The sequence below is a fragment of the Streptomyces sp. MMBL 11-1 genome, from assembly GCF_028622875.1.
In the GTDB taxonomy this organism is placed as follows: domain Bacteria; phylum Actinomycetota; class Actinomycetes; order Streptomycetales; family Streptomycetaceae; genus Streptomyces.
On the sequence record NZ_CP117709.1, the window covers coordinates 4,293,151 to 4,309,422 of the forward strand.

Annotated in this window: 14 protein-coding genes; 9 read left to right on the forward strand and 5 right to left on the reverse strand. The window is 71.8% G+C overall.

What is annotated here, in order from left to right:
* The first annotated feature begins 99 nt into the window (after nt 1–99).
* The 3 genes from PSQ21_RS18870 to PSQ21_RS18880 all read left to right on the forward strand — a co-directional run bounded on the left by PSQ21_RS18870 (nt 100) and on the right by PSQ21_RS18880 (nt 2,329).
* The gene (locus tag PSQ21_RS18870) at nt 100–513 is read left to right on the forward strand and encodes a DMT family transporter (RefSeq protein ID WP_274031745.1); all 414 of its coding nucleotides are present in this window, start codon (nt 100–102) and stop codon (nt 511–513) included.
* Between the two features lie 193 nt (nt 514–706).
* Entirely contained in the window at nt 707–1,288 is a 582-nt protein-coding gene (locus tag PSQ21_RS18875) for a YdeI/OmpD-associated family protein (protein WP_274031748.1), read from the forward strand.
* 84 nt (nt 1,289–1,372) lie between these two features.
* Entirely contained in the window at nt 1,373–2,329 is a 957-nt protein-coding gene (locus tag PSQ21_RS18880) for an alpha/beta fold hydrolase (protein WP_274031749.1), read from the forward strand.
* 44 nt (nt 2,330–2,373) lie between these two features.
* On the opposite strand, the gene PSQ21_RS18885 is transcribed toward PSQ21_RS18880, so the two are convergent.
* The 3 genes from PSQ21_RS18885 to PSQ21_RS18895 all read right to left on the reverse strand — a co-directional run bounded on the left by PSQ21_RS18885 (nt 2,374) and on the right by PSQ21_RS18895 (nt 5,387).
* A complete protein-coding gene (locus tag PSQ21_RS18885; RefSeq protein ID WP_274031750.1) occupies nt 2,374–3,597 on the reverse strand; it encodes a MarR family transcriptional regulator in 1,224 nt (407 codons plus the stop codon).
* A gap of 590 nt (nt 3,598–4,187) precedes the next feature.
* Nucleotides 4,188–4,631 carry a MarR family winged helix-turn-helix transcriptional regulator gene (locus PSQ21_RS18890; RefSeq protein WP_274031751.1) on the reverse strand — a complete coding sequence of 148 codons (444 nt, stop codon included), beginning with the start codon at nt 4,629–4,631 and terminating at the stop codon, nt 4,188–4,190.
* 183 nt (nt 4,632–4,814) lie between these two features.
* Nucleotides 4,815–5,387, reverse strand: a complete 573-nt coding sequence (locus PSQ21_RS18895; RefSeq protein WP_274031753.1) for a TetR/AcrR family transcriptional regulator — start codon at nt 5,385–5,387, stop codon at nt 4,815–4,817.
* A 272-nt stretch (nt 5,388–5,659) separates the two neighbouring features.
* Between PSQ21_RS18895 and PSQ21_RS18900 the strand changes: the two genes are divergently transcribed.
* Nucleotides 5,660–7,057: an MFS transporter gene (locus tag PSQ21_RS18900; RefSeq protein WP_274031754.1), complete on the forward strand. Its 1,398-nt coding sequence runs from the start codon at nt 5,660–5,662 to the stop codon at nt 7,055–7,057.
* Here PSQ21_RS18900 and PSQ21_RS18905 read toward each other — a convergent pair.
* Nucleotides 7,039–8,913 (reverse strand): serine/threonine-protein kinase, encoded by a 1,875-nt coding sequence (locus tag PSQ21_RS18905; RefSeq protein ID WP_274031755.1) that lies wholly within the window; start codon nt 8,911–8,913, stop codon nt 7,039–7,041. The two genes, PSQ21_RS18900 and PSQ21_RS18905, sit on opposite strands and share 19 nt — an antisense overlap.
* A gap of 404 nt (nt 8,914–9,317) precedes the next feature.
* Nucleotides 9,318–10,085: a GntR family transcriptional regulator gene (locus PSQ21_RS18910; RefSeq protein WP_274031756.1), complete on the reverse strand. Its 768-nt coding sequence runs from the start codon at nt 10,083–10,085 to the stop codon at nt 9,318–9,320.
* A 397-nt stretch (nt 10,086–10,482) separates the two neighbouring features.
* On the opposite strand from PSQ21_RS18910, the gene PSQ21_RS18915 reads away from it, so the two are divergent.
* From PSQ21_RS18915 to PSQ21_RS18935, 5 genes are all read left to right on the forward strand, one after another.
* On the forward strand, nt 10,483–11,634 hold the full coding sequence (locus PSQ21_RS18915; RefSeq protein ID WP_274031757.1) for a hypothetical protein: 1,152 nt from the start codon (nt 10,483–10,485) through the stop codon (nt 11,632–11,634).
* A complete protein-coding gene (locus PSQ21_RS18920) occupies nt 11,634–12,578 on the forward strand; it encodes an aminoglycoside phosphotransferase family protein (protein WP_274031758.1) in 945 nt (314 codons plus the stop codon). The genes PSQ21_RS18915 and PSQ21_RS18920 overlap by 1 nt, the downstream gene beginning before the upstream one ends.
* On the forward strand, nt 12,493–13,590 hold the full coding sequence (locus PSQ21_RS18925) for a hypothetical protein (RefSeq protein WP_274031760.1): 1,098 nt from the start codon (nt 12,493–12,495) through the stop codon (nt 13,588–13,590). Before PSQ21_RS18920 ends, PSQ21_RS18925 begins: the two co-directional genes overlap by 86 nt.
* Nucleotides 13,591–13,948: 358 nt before the next feature.
* Entirely contained in the window at nt 13,949–15,331 is a 1,383-nt protein-coding gene (locus PSQ21_RS18930) for an aspartate aminotransferase family protein (protein WP_274031761.1), read from the forward strand.
* A 193-nt stretch (nt 15,332–15,524) separates the two neighbouring features.
* Nucleotides 15,525–16,253, forward strand: coding sequence for a GntR family transcriptional regulator (locus PSQ21_RS18935; RefSeq protein ID WP_274031763.1), 729 nt, complete (start codon nt 15,525–15,527; stop codon nt 16,251–16,253).
* Nucleotides 16,254–16,272: the final 19 nt, after the last annotated feature.

Sequence of the window (16,272 nt, forward strand, 5' to 3'; positions counted from 1 at the left end):
CTCGTCCGCTCGTCCGCTCGTCCGCACGTCCGCACGTCCCGCCCCCATCGCGCCTCGCGCGTCCCCCTGACGGCATCCCTGAGAGAGGACCCACCTCCCATGTCCAACGCAGCCAAGAACTCCACCAACGCCTGGCTCTCGCTCCTCCTCGCCGGAGTCTTCGAGATCGGGTACGCGCTCGCCGTCGGCGGCAGCGAAGGCTTCACCGTCCTGACCTGGTCCCTGGTCGCGGTGGTGTTCTTCCTGCTGACCCTGTACGCGCTGAGCCTCGCCCTCCGGACGATCGACGTGAGCATCGGCTATGCCGTCTGGGCGGGGATCGGCGCGGTCGGCGCCGCAGTGCTCGGCCCGCTCTTCTTCGACGAGACCCTCACCCTGGCCAAGGGCGTCTGGCTGGCCGTCATCATCGTCGGGGTCATCTGGCTCAAGCTCGCCGACCGCACGAAGCCCGAGGCGGTCGCCGCCCCCCGCCCCGAGCCGGTCGCGGACTGCCCCGGCGCGCTCCAGGTCTGAAGCTCCCCCCCCTCCGCCGTACGCCGCAGGCGCCCGCCGCCCCTTCACGAGGGGGCCACGGGCGCCTGCGGCGTACCGGTCGGATCGGCGAGGCGCTGCTGGATCGGCCTGGCCGCCGAAGCCGGCCGGGTCGCCTGAGTGGGCTGCCCAAGTAGGTCATCGTCTGTCCTATAGGGCCTCTAGTCTGCGGTTTATGCAGAAATACGAGGACGGCGTCGAGATCCTTGTCCCCGCGAGCCCGGCCCACCTGGAGGCCTGGCTCGACATGCATCACAGGGAACGGACCGCGCTCTGGGTGAAGATCGCCAAGAAGCACACCGGCATCCCGTCGCTCACTTGGGAAGAGTTGGTCGACACGGTGCTCTGCTTCGGCTGGATCGACGGTCAGCGGCGGGGCTTCGACGACTCGTACTTTCTGCAGCGCACGACACCCCGCAGGCCCCGCTCCGCCTGGTCGCAGGTGAACGTCGACAAGGCCGAGGCGCTGATCGCGGCGGGCCGGATGCGCCCCCGCGGCCTTGCCGAGGTCGAGGCGGCGCGGGCAGACGGCCGCCTGGCGAGGGCATACGCCTCGCCGAAGAACGCCACCGCACCACCGGATCTCGTCGAAGCCCTCGATGCGAACCCGGCAGCGCGGGCGTTCTACGACACGCTCGGCAAGACCGACCAGTTCGCGTTGTACTTCGGTCTGGTCACCGCCCGTACCGAGAAGACGCGGCTGGCCCGCCTGGAGCGGATGGTGGCCTCGATGGCACGGTCCGAGCGGCCGTCGTGATCGACCACTCGGTCGACGCGTTTCGCGTCTCAGTGAGGGAACTTCGCCTCATCCCCATCACCCCGAAAGCAACAGGGAAGCACGATGATCAATTCTAACGATTTCCCGGAGCCCGCCATAATTTCGGTCAACGGCGTGGAACTCGAAGTCTTCGAAACGGGACGAGAAAACAAGGGAAAGCCCATCGTGCTCTGCCACGGCTGGCCTGAGCTCGCGTACTCCTGGCGTCACCTGATGCCCGCCCTCGTCGAATCCGGCTACCACGTCATCGCACCGAACCAGCGGGGTTTCGGTAACTCATCCTGCCCGGCCGAAGTGACGGAATACGACATCGAGCACCTGTCGGGCGACCTCGTCGCGCTCCTTGACCACTACGGATACGACGACGCCACCTTCGTCGGCCATGACTGGGGTGCGTTCGTCGTCTGGTCGCTGGCCCTGCTGCACCCCGACCGTGTGAACAAGGTGATCAACCTGTCCTTGCCTTACCAGGTGCGCGGTGAAACGCCGTGGGTCGAGGTCATGGAACAGTTCCTCGGCGGCGACTTCTACTTCGTCCACTTCAATCGGCAGCCGGGCATTGCGGACGCCGTGTTCGATGCGAACACACGCCAGTTCATCCGCAACCTTTATCGGAAGAGCGTGCCTCCGGCACCCCCTGAGCCGGGCATGGCGTTTATCAACCTCGCCCTGGCGGAAGCGCCGCTCGGTGACCCTGTCATGAGCGACAGCGACCTGGCCGTCTACATCTCCGGGTTCGAAACGTCGGGATTCACAGGCGGCATCAACTGGTACCGGAACCTCGACCGTAACTGGCACCTGCTGGCGGACGTGGACCCGATCATCAAGCAGCCCGCCCTCATGATCTACGGCGACCGGGACTTGGCGGTCCCGAGGTCCGAGTCCCTGACAGAGTTCGTGCCCGATGTGGAAGTGGTCGGCCTGGACTGCGGTCACTGGATTCAGGAGGAGATGCCGGAGGAGACAAAGCAAGTGATTTCAAAGTGGCTGGAACAGCAGGATGCCATCAGTCTGCACTGAGAGGGCTCGCTGGACGTCGGAGACGTCGGACAACAAGGGCAGCGTCAAGGTGCCTTGAGGAGATCGCGGAGTCCGGCGATGTAGGCACCGATGTCGGGAGCGTGGGGAACCTGGCCGGTGTCGACGGGCTCTTCGGCGGTGCTGGAGGTGTGGGCGGTGCGGCAGGGGCGGCAGAGGCCGTCGGGGAGGGCTTCGGGGCGGCCGGGGGCACCGCATTCCGCGCATTCCACCAGGATGCGGCGGGTGGGGGTGCCGGGTGCGGCGGGCTCGGCAGGCAGCCGGGGCGGGATCTTGTCGGTGAGGCGGCGGCGGACGAAGCCGACCGGGGAGTCGACGTGCGCGGGGAGCCCTGCGGTGAGGGCGGCGGTCAGGTAGTCGGCGTCGACGCCCCGGGCGAGCCATTCGGCCGCCTGGGCCTCCAGGGCTGCGCAGTCGTCGGCGGAGAGGCCCAGGCGGTGGTCCGCGCGGCCGAGCCGGGCGAGGGCGAGGTAGGCGGGGGAGTGGGACGCGGTCGGCCCCGGTGTCGGAGTGGCCGCCGGAGCGGTGCCCCGGGCCGGGCCCGGCGCGGGCGCCCTGTCCGAGAGGCCGGCCGGGGTGCGCTGGTGCGGTACGGGGACGAGGGCCGAGGGCTTCGCGGGTTCTGTGTCCTCTGCGGGCTCCGGGGCGGCGTCCGTGCGAGGGAACTGCGGGGCCTGCCGGGCGGGTTCGCCTCGGGGAGCCTCCGGCAGTGAGGGCGGGGGCGGGTTCTCCGCCGGGGCCGCCTCCGGGGGTGAGGGCGGCGGCGGGTTCTCGGCCGGGGCCCAGGGAGGCGGAGGGGCGGCGGCGGAGGAGGCCGTGACGTCCGGTGCGGGGGCGGTGTCCCGGGCGCTCTCGGCGGCGAGGTAGGTGTTCCACCACTCGTTGTCGCGGGCGGTGCGGGACCAGAAGGTGCGGAAGGCCCAGCGGGTCGTCTCGCCCTGGCCGACCGCGCACCGTACGCGCCGCAGGTGCCCGGCGACGGAGAGGGCGGTCAGGGCGGTGGAGATGGCCTGCTGCCCGTAGAGGGGGAGTTGCTTGGCGAGGGTCTTGACGCTCATGGCCGCGCCCTCGGGGAGGTGGTCGACGAACCCGGCGACGTACCGCTCGCGGGTCGGCAGTAAGGCGAAGTCATCGGTGCGTCGCGGGAGTTGCCCGGGAGCGGACCGCTTGCCGTAACCGGGCGTCGCCATCGGGTACGGGGGCGAGGATGCGGGGGCGTGCGGGGCAGGGCTAATGTGCTGGGTAGCCATGAGATCGGCTTTCTGGGTTGGGATCTTGTGGTGAGACCCCGGCCTGGTGCGTAAACACCGTGCCGGGGTCGTTTGGTTCTCGCACCGTAAGCAGTCGCGACGGCGCGCCGCAAGCTGTCACGATTAGTCATACTTGCTGGCCGTGACGGGGTCGGGAGGGTGGGGAGGTTTCCCCAACCTCCCTCTTTTTCCTACCGGTTACAGAGGAGGCTCGAAGCCCGGACCTCGCGTCCCGACACCCGCGACCCGGACCCCGAGCTTCGGGCCCGGACCTCGTCCAGATACCCCCGCACGAGTGAACGCCCCGCTCCGGCGCTCGCGTCCTGGACGCCGAGCTCCGAGCGCCGGGTGCCTGTGCGGGGAGGTCCTGGTCGCGGTGCCACACCGGAAGTTTCACCGTGCTGCCGTGCACACGTCGGGCGTTGGCGAAGCTGTCGGCGGCGGGCCCCTGGTGGTCAGCGTAGCCAGGTAGGAGGGTCCCGGGGGTGTGGTCGCAGGGGACCCGGGTCCTGGAAAGGAACCCCGAACATGCAAAGAGCGGCGGGAGGCCCGGTCCGCCCGGACGCGTCCCGCCGTCAGTCGTGGTCGTGTCAGGCGGCGCTGCGCAGCGCCTGCACCGCGCGGGCGAGCTGGTCGTCGGAGCTCGCGGTGTTGAGGGCCGAGCTGAGGACTTCGGCGTAGGTGGCGCGGGCGTCCTGGTAGTGCTTGCGGCCCGCGTCGGTGATGACGGCGTAGACGCCGCGCTTGTCGTCGGCGCAGGTGTCCTTGTACGCGTAGCCGGCGCTCTCCAGCCGCCCCACCAGGCGGGTCACGGAGCTCTGGCCCAGCCCGATGCGGTCCGCGAGCTCCTGCATGCGGCGTTCGCTGTTCTCGGCCTGGGCGAGAACCTCCAGGGCGCGGTACTCGGAGAGGCCGACGCCGAAGCGGCGCTGCAGGGTGTGCGCGAGCTGACGTTCCACGAAGGCGTGCAGACCGAGAACGGCCTCCCACATGGTCTGGTCGGAGGCGGCGCGCGGCTGCTTGTGGATCGTCATGGAACGGCTCCCCTTCTCGACTGCGATGCCTACCAAGGTACATGCCCATGCAATTATCTGAAGGGGGTGACGTGAGGGTGACGCCGTGGTCGAGCTTCCTGCGGGGCGCCGGCGACCGAGGTGCGGTGATTGTAAGTGCAAGTAAAGAGGGGCGGATGAGTCAGGGTCGGTGGCGCATGCCCATCAGGGTGCCGCAGCTGTCCGGGTCGCCGGGGCCGACGCCGTGATCCGCGCGATCGCCTCGACCGTCAGGGCGCGCTCGTGGGGCTCGGTCTCCAGGGCGCGGTGGATCGACAGTCCTTCGATGAGCGCATCGAGCTGACGGGCGGTGGCCGGGTCGAAGTGCCATTCCAGGGCGCGGCGACTGCGGCCCATCCAGGTGCGGGTGAGCTCGCGGTAGGCGGGCCTGCGCGCGGCGAGGGTGTAGAGCTCATGGGTGAGGATGAGCTCGCGCTGGTTGCCGCCGGAGAGGTGGTGGACGAGATCGGCGACGGCCTCGCGCGCCTCGTCGGGGGTGCTCGCGGCGCCGAGGCGGTCCTCGAAGACGGCGACGATCGTGCCGGAGAACCGGGTGAACGCCTCGTGCAGCAGCTCGTCCATGCCGGAGAAGTGGTACGTCATCGAGCCGAGCGGCACGCCAGCGCGGGCGGCGACCTTGCGGTGCGAGACACCCGCGACGCCCTCGTCGACGATGAGGTCCAGCGCGGCGTCGATGATGCGGTCCCGTCGTTCGGGGTCGGTGCGCCCTGTCGCCACGCGGGGCCTCCTCGGTGGGCTCGGTCCTTCTCGCAGCATAGAGCGCGGGGGAGGGGTGGAGGCGGGGCCGGGAGGGCGACCGGGAGAGGGGCCGGGAAGGGAGTGTACGAACGTACGCCTTGGGCGTACGCTCGTACGCCTGCACACCCGTACGTCTGCGCACCCGTAGACCCGTATGCCTGCACGCCCGTAGACCCGTACGCCTGCACACCCGTACGCCCAGGGCTCGCCCTCTCCTCCCGTACCCGTCGATCTGCCGAGGCCCGACTCCCATGAAGAACCCGCCCGTCATGGACGCCACCACCCGCCGCTGGCGCGCGGCGCTCTTCCTTTTCATGCTCGCCACCGGGGTGAGCATGGCGTCCTGGGTCGCCCGCACCCCGGCTGTCCGGGACGCGCTGGACGTGACGACCGGAGCGATGGGCCTGGTGCTGTTCGGGCTCTCCGTCGGGTCGATGGCCGGGGTGCTGGTCTCCGGCGGGCTGGTGCGCAGGCACGGCGGGCGGCCGGTGATGGCCGTCGGGGCGGGGCTGCTCGTGGCGGGGCTGCTGGTGATCGCCGGGGGTGCGTCGCTGGAGGTGTCGGCCGGGGTGTTCTGCGGACTCGCGCTGTTCGGCGCCGGGATGGGTCTGGCGGAGGTGGCGTTCAACATCGAGGGCGCGGCCGTCGAACGGGTCCTGGGCCGCCCGGTGCTGCCGGTGCTGCACGGCTGCTTCAGCCTGGGGACCGTGGTCGGCGCGCTGCTCGGGATGGGGCTGACGGCGGTCAGGTTCCCGGTCGGCTGGCACCTGGCGGCGGTCGCCGTCGCCGTCGCGGCGGCCGGTGCGTGGACCGTACGGGCGGTGCCGGCGGGCACGGGGCAGGAGGGGCCGGACCCCGAGAGCTCGGCGGACCCCGAGGGCGCGGTGGGCTCCGCCGCTGGAGCCGCTGGAGCCGCTGGAGCCGCTGGAGCCGCTGGAGCTGCCGGAGCTGCTGGAGTCGCTGGAGCTACCGGAGCCGCCGACTCCGAGGCCGGTGGCGGGGCGCGGCGGCCGGGCGGAATCCGTGGGCAGCTGGAGGTCTGGCGGGACCGGCGGCTGGTGCTGATCGGCCTGATCGTGCTGGCCATGGCCTTCGCGGAGGGTTCCGCCAACGACTGGCTGCCGCTGCTGATGGTGGACGGCCACGGGACGAGTGCGACGGCCGGTTCGCTGACGTTCATGCTGTTCGCCGTCGCGATGACGACCGGCCGGTTCACGGGCGGGCCCCTGCTCGTGCGCTACGGCCCGGCGGCCGTGGTCCGGGCCAGCGCGCTGGTGGCGGCGGCCGGTGTGGCCCTGGTGGTCTTCTCCGAGAACGCGCTGCTCGCCGGGGCGGCGGTGGTGCTGTGGGGCCTCGGAGCCTCGCTCGGTTTCCCGGTCACGATCTCGGCGGCGGGCGAGGGCGTGCGGAACGCTTCGGCCCGGGTCGCGGCGGTCTCGACGGCGGGCTACGCGGCGTTCTTGGTCGGCCCGCCCTCGCTGGGCTTCCTGGCCGACCACGTGGGGCTGCGGAACGCCATGGTGGTGGTCCTTGTGCTGCTGGGCGGCGCGGCGCTGATCACCCGGGCTCTGCGGACACCGTCCCCCGGGGCGGACGCGGAGCCGCCCGGCACACCGGCTCGTGGAGCCTGTCAGTCGGACTTGGTGTAGATCAGGCTCTCGCCCGTCCCGGCCGTCGACCGGCGCAGGTCCCCGCCCGGGAGCAGGGTCAGTTCGGTGGGCTTCCCGGGCGTGCAGGAGGAGGCCGGGCGGCCGGAGGACACCGTGGAGGGGCCGATGCGGACCGGGCCGTCCCCGGTCGGCGGGCTGGAGAGGGCGGCGGTGAACACGCAGTGGTAGGTGGATCCGGAGGCGAGGGGCCCCTCGGCGGTGAGGACGAGGACCTCGTCGCCCACCTTGCCCTGCCGGATGGTCAACTTCCTTGAGGAGGGGCCCTGTTCGCCGGGTATGGAGCCGGTCCAGGTGCCCAGGAAGCCCTTCGGGACGGCTCCGCCGCCGCCCTGCTCCCCACCGCCGGAGCCGCCGGAGCCGCCCGGGCCGCCCGAGTCACCGGAGCCGGCGGAGCCCGACGGGCCGGGGGAGGCGGTCTTGCCCGGAGTGCCGCCGTTCATGAACGCGTACACCGATCCGCCCGCCCCGATCGCCACGACCACGGCGACGGCGATGAGCGCGACGGTGGCTCCGGCGGAGCGGCGTTCCCGGGCGGGCGGGGGAGGGGTGGGGGCGAAGTAGGAAGGGGGGAAAGGCTGTTCGGCGGTACGGCCGGGGGCCGGGGCGGCGGGGCCGCCGTACGGGGCGTACTGCCCCCCGTACGGGTGGGGCCCCGGCGGTATGGGGGTGGCGGGTGGCCGTACAGGGCTTTCCGGTGGCTCCGGGCTCGTCCGGAAGGCCTGCGGGTGCTGTGGGTGCAGCGGCTGCTGTGGGTGCTGTTGGGCGGGGGGATGCTGCGGATGCCGGGCGGGCCGGGGGCCGGGCGGGGCTTCCTGGCCGCGTAGGTCCGCCGGGGCCGCCGGGGCCGCCGGGGCCGCCGGGGCCGCCGTGGCATCCGAGGCCTCCGAGCCCTCCGGTTCCTCCGGGTCCTCCGCGTCGAGCAACCCCACGGCGTGGCGGCCGAGTTGGGCGATGAGGGTGGCGGGCAGCCAAGGTTCGTCCGCCCCCGCCTCGCCCAGGCGGGCCAGGATCTCGCCGGTGCCGGGGCGGGCCGCCGGTTCCTTGGCCAGACAGTCCCGGACGACGTCGGCCAGGTCCTCCGGAATCCCGGTCAGGTCCGGGTCCTCCTGGGCGATCCGGAACATCAGGGCGTGGACCCCGCCGCTCTCCGTCGTACCGAACGGCAGCCGGCCCGAAGCGGCGTACGCGAGGACGGACCCGAGACAGAACACGTCGCACGCGGTGGTCACGCGCTCGCCGCGTACCTGCTCCGGGGCCATGAAGCCGGGTGAGCCGACCAGGGCGCCGGTGCGGGTCAGGTCGCCGTCGGGCACGGAATCCAGGGCGCGAGCGATGCCGAAGTCGATGACCCGGGGCCCGTCGATGGTCAGCAGGACGTTGGAGGGCTTCAGGTCCCGGTGTATGAGCCCGGCCCCGTGGATGTGCTGGAGGGCGTGGGCGAGCCCGGAGCCCAGGAACCGTACGGAACGCAGGGGCAGCGGCCCGTACGCTCCCGAGTCCGTGACCGGGGCGCCGGGGCGGCCCGAGACGATGCGCTGGAGGGAGGGGCCGGCGACGTAACCGGTGGCGACCCAGGGGACGGGGGCCTCGGTGTCGGAGTCCAGCACCGGTGCGGTCCACGTACCGCCGACCCGGTGCGCGGCACGGACCTCCTGGCGGAAACGGGCCCGGAACTCGGGCCGCTCGGCCAGCTCCTGGCGGACGAGCTTGAGGGCGACGGTGCGGCCTCGGTCGGAGCGGGCGAGGAAGACCTGGCCCATGCCGCCCTCGCCGAGGCGGCCGAGGAGACGGTACGCACCGATGCGGTGCGGGTCGTCGGACCCGAGCTTGTCCATGGTGCGCTCCTCCCGGTGCGGCGGCCCGCACGAGGATAACGCCGCCACCCGGCGCCGCCCCCGGGCTCCCGGTCTAGGACACGACGCGCCCGCCTTGCGGTTCCCCCGCGCCGCCGGCCTGTTCGACGTCCGCCGGCCGGTCGGGCGACGCGGACGCTCCGGCCCGCCCGGCGCGCGAGGGCGGACCCGTCGACCGGACGGGCGCGGGCGCGCACCCCGGCCCGTCCGGGGTTCGAGGACGGAACCCTTGATCGGCCAGGCGCGACGCACGCGACAACACACCGGTGCCCGGAGGTGCCGGCCAGGCAAGGCCGGGCCCCGACACCGGGGCGGGTTCCGACCTCTCGGGCGCCGTAGGGGCTTGAATCGGCTCGGAAGGTGGCGAAGCTCCCGGACAACTGCTGTCAGGGGCGTTGGGCGGAGGGGTGCCGGGCGAGGGGGTAGCCGATGTCGAAGGTGTCGGCTGACATGCGGGTGTCGTTGATTTCGAGGACGGCGCCGTCGGGGCCGGTGGTGGTGCGGGTGATGCGCAGGAGCGGGACGCCTTTGGGGAGGCGCAGGCGGGCGCTTTCACTGGGGGTGGGCATGCGGGCGCTGACGGCTTCCTCCCAGGACAACGGGGCGTGGCCCATCTGTTCGAGGAGGTCGTAGATACCTCCGGGGCCCGTGTCCTGCTGGGCGAGCCGGGTGCCGCGGGCGAGGGATGCGGGCAGGTAGCTGGTAGCCAGCTGGAGCGGTTCCCTGGTGGCGGCTTCTCCCATGACGCGGTCGCGCACCAGCACCTCCTGCTGCCCCCCGCCTTCGGGGAGCCCGAGGAGGGTGGCGATGTCGCGCGGCGCGGGTGCCCAGGTGATGGCGGGTGGTTCGAGGGCGATCCAGGGCTGGGCCGAGGCGTCGAAGTAGTAGCCACGTTCGTCGCGGAGGACCTGACGGCCGCGCGTGAGGCGTCGCCGGACGGGCTGGGCGCGGACGACGGTTCCGCGACGGCGGGTGACGTCGACCAGGCCTTCGGCTTCGAGCTCGGTCACGGCTTCGCGGGCGGTCTGTTTGGCAACCCCGTACTGCTGGGCAAGGTCGATGATCTTCGGCAGGGTGCCGCCTGCGGGATAGGTCCCGTCCTCGATGGCGGCGCGCAGTTCAGCGGCCATCTGCCGGTAGGCGGGGCTGCTCATCCGTACCTCCTGCTTTCCTTCGGATCCGGACAATCTCACTCGATAGTCCTAGCTCTATTGACGCTCTATCGAGTGCTGCCGAAGATAGTCCTAGTTCTGACGCGACGTCAGTGGCGTGGTGCATCCCGCTGCGGACCGCCTCTGGTCCCCGTCGTCTCACCTGGGGGTGACGCATGCTCCTCGCTGTCGTACGCCATGCCGAGTCGATCGAGAACGCGAATGTACTCCTCGCGGTACCGGCGAGCCCTGGGCGCCACGGTGCCGGCGCTGCCTGGGCAGGCCGACGGGCCAGGGTTCGCCGGATGCCGAACGCGGGGGTTCTGGTCCACGAGCGGCGCGGACGTCGCTTCCGCGGGGTCGGCGTCGCCGAGCCCGGCTGCTGAGGGGAGAACGCGTGATGAACAGCGTCGTCTACTTCAACGGGCCAGTGCAGAACGGTGACTTCACCTTCGCTGAGCGACCGGGCAAGGCTGCGGGGATACGGATTGCTGAGGCGCTGAACGCCCTGCTCGGTCTGGTGCCGGTGCCGCACCTGTGGAACACCGTCACGCTCGCCGGGGACGTGCGCCACCGCTGCGCAGCAGACCGGGACACGGTGGGCAGGCAGCAGCGTGAGCAGGAGGCACTCCTGGCGAAGTACGCACCCGGCCCGATGCCGACGGGGGGCCTGCGCACCGACGCCGATCATCAAGTGGCCGGTCTGGCACTGGACATGACCAGAAATCTGCTGGCCGACGGAACGCTGACCGTGCGGGACCTGCCGGTCCGGCTCTGCACTCGCTGCGGGTACATGGCCGGCGGGGGTGCGGCAGGCGACTGCCGCTCCTGCGGCCACGGTGGCGGCCGGGTGACGCGCCGTCCGCTGCTGGTCTTCGACCGTACCGCGTACGGCCCCGTCCTCGGGCGGGACGACGTACACGCGGCTGGGGCCCGAACCCCGTCGCACCTGTTCACCATCGCCCACCACGCACCTCAGCTGCTCGTGCTCTCCCGCACCCGGGATCACGGAGTGGATCTGTCACCGCTCGGGCTGGAGGGCATGGTGCTGGACCCACGGGCCGGGCTGCACGTCGCGGTGCTGGCCGCCGCAGGCGCGTTCGGTGCCGTGCGGCCGGTGATGACGGTGACCGAGAACGCCGCGGCCCACGTGGCGGCCTACGGTGCCCCGTTCCGCCGGCACGGGCCGGTCAGGCTGCGGTACGCGCTGCACGGAAAGATCCCCTACGAGGCCGCGGCGAGCGCCCAGCTGTACGAGGTGCACCGTGCCCAGGAGGTACAGGACCTCTTCACCGACTGGTACCTGCCGCTGTGCGCCGCTCGCGAGCGGGCCGGTATCAGCGCCGCCCGGATCCCCGCCCTGCTGAAGCTCCTGCGCCGGGCCCACCTCGCCCGACCGGCGACTCCCCCGGGTGACCTCCTCGCCGACCTGCGGCACTGCGCCGCGGCAGGTGATATGCGCTGGGTGACGGGCGCTCGGGCGCTGGCCTGCGCCCTGTCCGACCGAGAGGACACACGCGGTCCGATGGGCCCGACGAGAGGAGCACCCTGATGGATCTGGCCGACTGGCGGTTCGTCAAGACGCGCACAGCCGATGCCGACGGGGTGGTCTACGTCTCGGCCGACGGCACCCGATATCGGAGGACCGGCGGTACGGCGCTGCGGCGCGAGGCGGCGTTCCAGCAGATGGCCGCCGCTCTGGGCTACCCGGTACCGCAGGTGCTTGACCACGGCGAGACGAGCACCGGCACGTTCTTCGTCGACGAGGAATCCCTGGGCGGGCAGTCGCTGCACGAGAAGGCGCTGGCGTCCCTGGACGGCGGACGGGAGCTGTCCGACCAGGTGGTCGACCAGCTCGCCGAAGTCTCCTCCCGACTGCTTGCCGCCCAGGCCGCACACCCCGTCGACCGGGGACCCGACGCTCTACGACGGTGGGTCGAACAGGCGGGTTGGACGCGCAACGTCTTCACCGAGAACCCCGACCTCGGCACCCACCGCACCCGGGCGGCCCTCACCCGGGTGACGGACGAGCTCGCCGGCACACCCATGGTGTGGGGCCACCTCGACTACGGCCTGCCGAATGTCCTGCCCGCAGGGGTCATCGACTGGCAGCACCACGGCGTGACGCCCCCGGGATACGACGTCGTCCTGGCCCTGGAGGTCATCCCCTTCAAGGGGGGCGCCAAAGGCTACGCCGCCACCCCACAGCAGCGCGAGCGGTACCTGGGCGTTCTCGATTCGGCAGCCCGGGCCGCCGGCCACCCGCCGGTCAGTCCGCACCAGGGGGCCTTTCTCCTGATCAAGAGCCTGTTCTTCCTGGCGCTGATGCGCCCGACCGATCCCGCCCGGGCCGACAAGCACCAGAAGTGGCAGTACCGGCGTCACCTCTTCCTGAAGGGACTCGAGCAGTATGAGCGCACCGGGAACATCGATACCGCCCTCTTCCCGACCCTCGACAGTTTCGCCACTGGGCAGGGCCCTGCCGTTCGTCCGTGACCGGGACTACCTGCTGGACCGGTCCGGCGTCATCTTCAAGGTGATCGGCGACGTCCATCCGGGCTCGCACTGGCTGGGATACGTGAAGTACTACCCCGACGAGCGCGGTGACCGGACGCTGTTCGGAAGGACCTACCGGCAGAACACGGTGGTCTCCAAGGCGTTCGGGATCCTGGCCGACCGCCCCGAGTGCTATGTCTACTCGCCCGCGATCGGATGTGTGATCACCGGCGTGCCCCGCGAGGACGTGGTGATGCACTACTCGTGCCGACAAGCCCTGGCCGCTCTGCACGAGACGCCGGACCTGCTGGACGGCTCCGCGGTGAGTGAGGATCTGCTCGCCGTCATCGGCTGGATCGTGGACCACGAGGTCGACCACGTCATCGGCGTCACGGGCTCTTTCCTCGTCGGTGTGGCGGGCGCACGCTCGGACATCGACCTGGTCTGCTACGGGCCCCGTGGCTACGAGGCAGCCCAGAACCTGTTCACCGAGCGGTCACTGATCCGCCCGTACGAGGGTGAGGCCCTGACCCGGCTGTACCTGCGCCGTGCGAAGTACATGGCCGGATCGTCCTTCGACATGCTGCTGCGACAGGAAGCCCGGAAACTGCAAGGACTGACCACCGGTGCCGGGGCCCACATCAACTGCGAACCGCTGCGCGCCGACGGCGACCGGACCTTCCACGACGTGACCGCGTGGGAGGTCGGGCACATCAGCGTGCTCGCCCGGATCACCGACCACCAGGAAGGCCTCGCGACACCGGCGCTCTACGGCATCGCCGTCGAAACCGTGATGGCCTCCACGATCGACGAAGCCGAAGTCTTCGCCCGCCGCATCACCCAGCTGCGCAGCTACCTCGGCGCCTACACCGGCGCGTTCCGCGAGGGCGACACCGTCCACCTGTCCGGGCGCCTCGTCCACATCCAGGGCCCTACCGGCACCGGTGGATTCGGCATCGAGCTGACCCCCTGGAGCGCCACCGAGAGCTACCTCGCCAACCTTGCCCGCTGACCCCAGCCCCGCGCCTTCCCGTCCCGCCGTTCCCGCCCGCCCGGCGCCCGCCTTCCTCTTCCGGCCCGCCCGGCGCGCGAGGGCGGACCCGTCGACCGTACGGGCGCGGGCGCGCACCCCGGCCCGTCCGGGGTTCGAGGACGGAACCCTGATCGGCCAGGCGCGACGCACGCGACAACGCCGGTGCCCGGAGGTGTCGGCCCGGTAGGACCGAGGCCCGAGACCGGGAGGGTTCCGCCCTCAATGGGTGGTGAGGGGGCCCGCCGCCGCCCCGGACCCGACACCCTGCCGATCCTTCCGCTCCAGGCCGTACAAGGTGGCCATTGGGGCCGCCGCCACCAGCGCCTACGCTCGCCGCATGACCCCTCATGCCCCTCATGCCCCGTCCGCCGACCCCGCGGCCGGTGCGGCCGTGAAGGCCGCGGACCGCGCGCACGTGTTCCACTCCTGGTCCGCCCAGGGCCTCATCGACCCGCTCGCCGTCGCCGGCGCCGAGGGGTCCTACTTCTGGGACTACGACGGCAACCGCTACCTCGACTTCACCAGCGGGCTCGTCTACACCAACATCGGCTACCAGCACCCCACCGTGATCGCCGCGATCCAGGAGCAGGCGGGCAGGCTCGCCACCTTCGCTCCCGCGTTCGCGATCGAGGCGCGCTCCGAGGCCGCACGCCTCATCGCCGAGCGCACCCCCGGTGACCTGGACAAGATCTTCTTCACCAACGGCGGGGCGGAGGCCGTCGAGAACGCCGTCCGCATGGCCCGGCTGCACACCGGCCGCACGAAGGTGCTCTCCGCCTACCGCTCGTACCACGGGGCCACCTCCACCGCGATCAACCTCACCGGGGACCCGCGCCGCTGGCCCTCCGACAACGGCTCGGCGGGCGTCGTCCGCTTCTGGGCCCCGTTCCTCTACCGCTCCCCGTTCCACGCGGCGAACGAGGCCGAGGAGTGCGCCCGCGCCCTCCAGCACCTGGAGGACACCCTCGCCTTCGAGGGCCCGGCCACCATCGCCGCGATCGTCCTGGAGACCATCCCGGGCACGGCGGGCATCATGACCCCGCCGCCGGGCTATCTGGCGGGCGTCCGCGAGATCTGCGACCGGTACGGGATCGTCTTCGTGCTCGACGAGGTGATGGCCGGATTCGGCCGCACCGGCGCCTGGTTCGCCGCCGACCACTTCGACGTCGTGCCGGACCTGCTGACCTTCGCCAAGGGCGTCAACTCCGGTTACGTACCGCTGGGCGGCGTCGCCATCAGCGCCGAGATCGCCGCGACCTTCGAGACCCGCCCCTACCCCGGCGGCCTCACCTACTCCGGACACCCGCTGGCCTGCGCCGCCGCCGTCGCCACCATCGGCGTGATGGAGGACGAGAAGGTCGTCGAGCACGCGGCCCGGATCGGCGAGACCGTCCTCGGCCCCGGCCTGCGCGAACTCGCCGACCGCCACCCCTCGGTGGGCGAGGTGCGCGGCCTCGGCGCGTTCTGGGCACTGGAGCTGGTCCGTGACCGGGAGACCCGCGAGCCGCTCGTCCCGTACAACGCGACGGGCGAGGCCAACGCCCCGATGGCGGCCTTCGGGGCGGCGGCGAAGAAGCAGGGTCTGTGGCCGTTCATCAACATGAACCGAACCCACGCCGTCCCCGCTTGCAACGTCTCCGAGGCCGAGGCCAAGGAAGGGCTCGCGGCCCTGGACGTCGCTCTCTCCGTCGCCGACTCGTACACGGTCCAGGGCGCGTAACGCCGCTCCCGGCCCGTACGCCGGGTGACCGGACGAACCGCTTCCCTGCGCGATCGACGCTGTGCCCATCCCCGCCGTGCCCGGAATCGGGCACGGCGGCGGCCCTGGCTTAAGGTGACCCGAGCCAGTGGTGACCCCCGCCGGAAACGGTCGGCGAACGGGGACGGAGAGGTACGGACGGATGGGGGCCGGTATGAGTCCGAGCGGAGGTGTGACGCGCAACACCCTGCGCCAGCAGATCGCCGACGCGCTGCGTGACGAGGTGCTGGCAGGGCGTCTTCCGCCGGGCCGGGAGTTCACCGTCAAGCAGATCGCCGAGCAGTACGGGGTCTCCGCGACGCCCGTCCGCGAGGCGCTCTTCGACCTCTCCGCGCAGGGGCTCCTCGTCTCCGACCAGCACCGCGGCTTCCAGGTGCGCGAGTTCACCGTCGCCGACTTCCGCGCGATGGCCGAGGCCCGCGCCCTCGTCGTCGAGGGCCTCTTCCGCGCCCCCGCCGAGAGGGTCGCCGTCCGGCCCGAGACTCTCGCCTCGATCCGCCGCCGGGCCGCGGAGGCGGTCCGCGCGGCGAAGGGCGGCGACCTCGACGTGCTGATCGGGTACGACCTGCGGTTCTGGCGGGAGCTGGGGCAGTTCATCCTCAACCCGTACGTCACCGACTTCCTCGCCCGTCTCCGCGTCCAGGCCTGGGTGTTCGCCGTGCACCGGCTGCGCCGCGACGGCATGGACGAGGACGTGCTGTGGTTCGGCCACGAGGACCTCGTCGAGGCCATCTCCCGGGGCGACCACGAGCAGGTCCACGCCGCCATGCACTCCTACTACGCGCACGCGCTGGCCTGGGCGGACCGGCTGGAGGCGCGGGCGGCGGGGGGAGACGCGCCGGTGCCGCCGGAGTCCCCGCAGGCCCCGGGGCACTGTGCGTGAGGTTCGCCCCGCATTACGC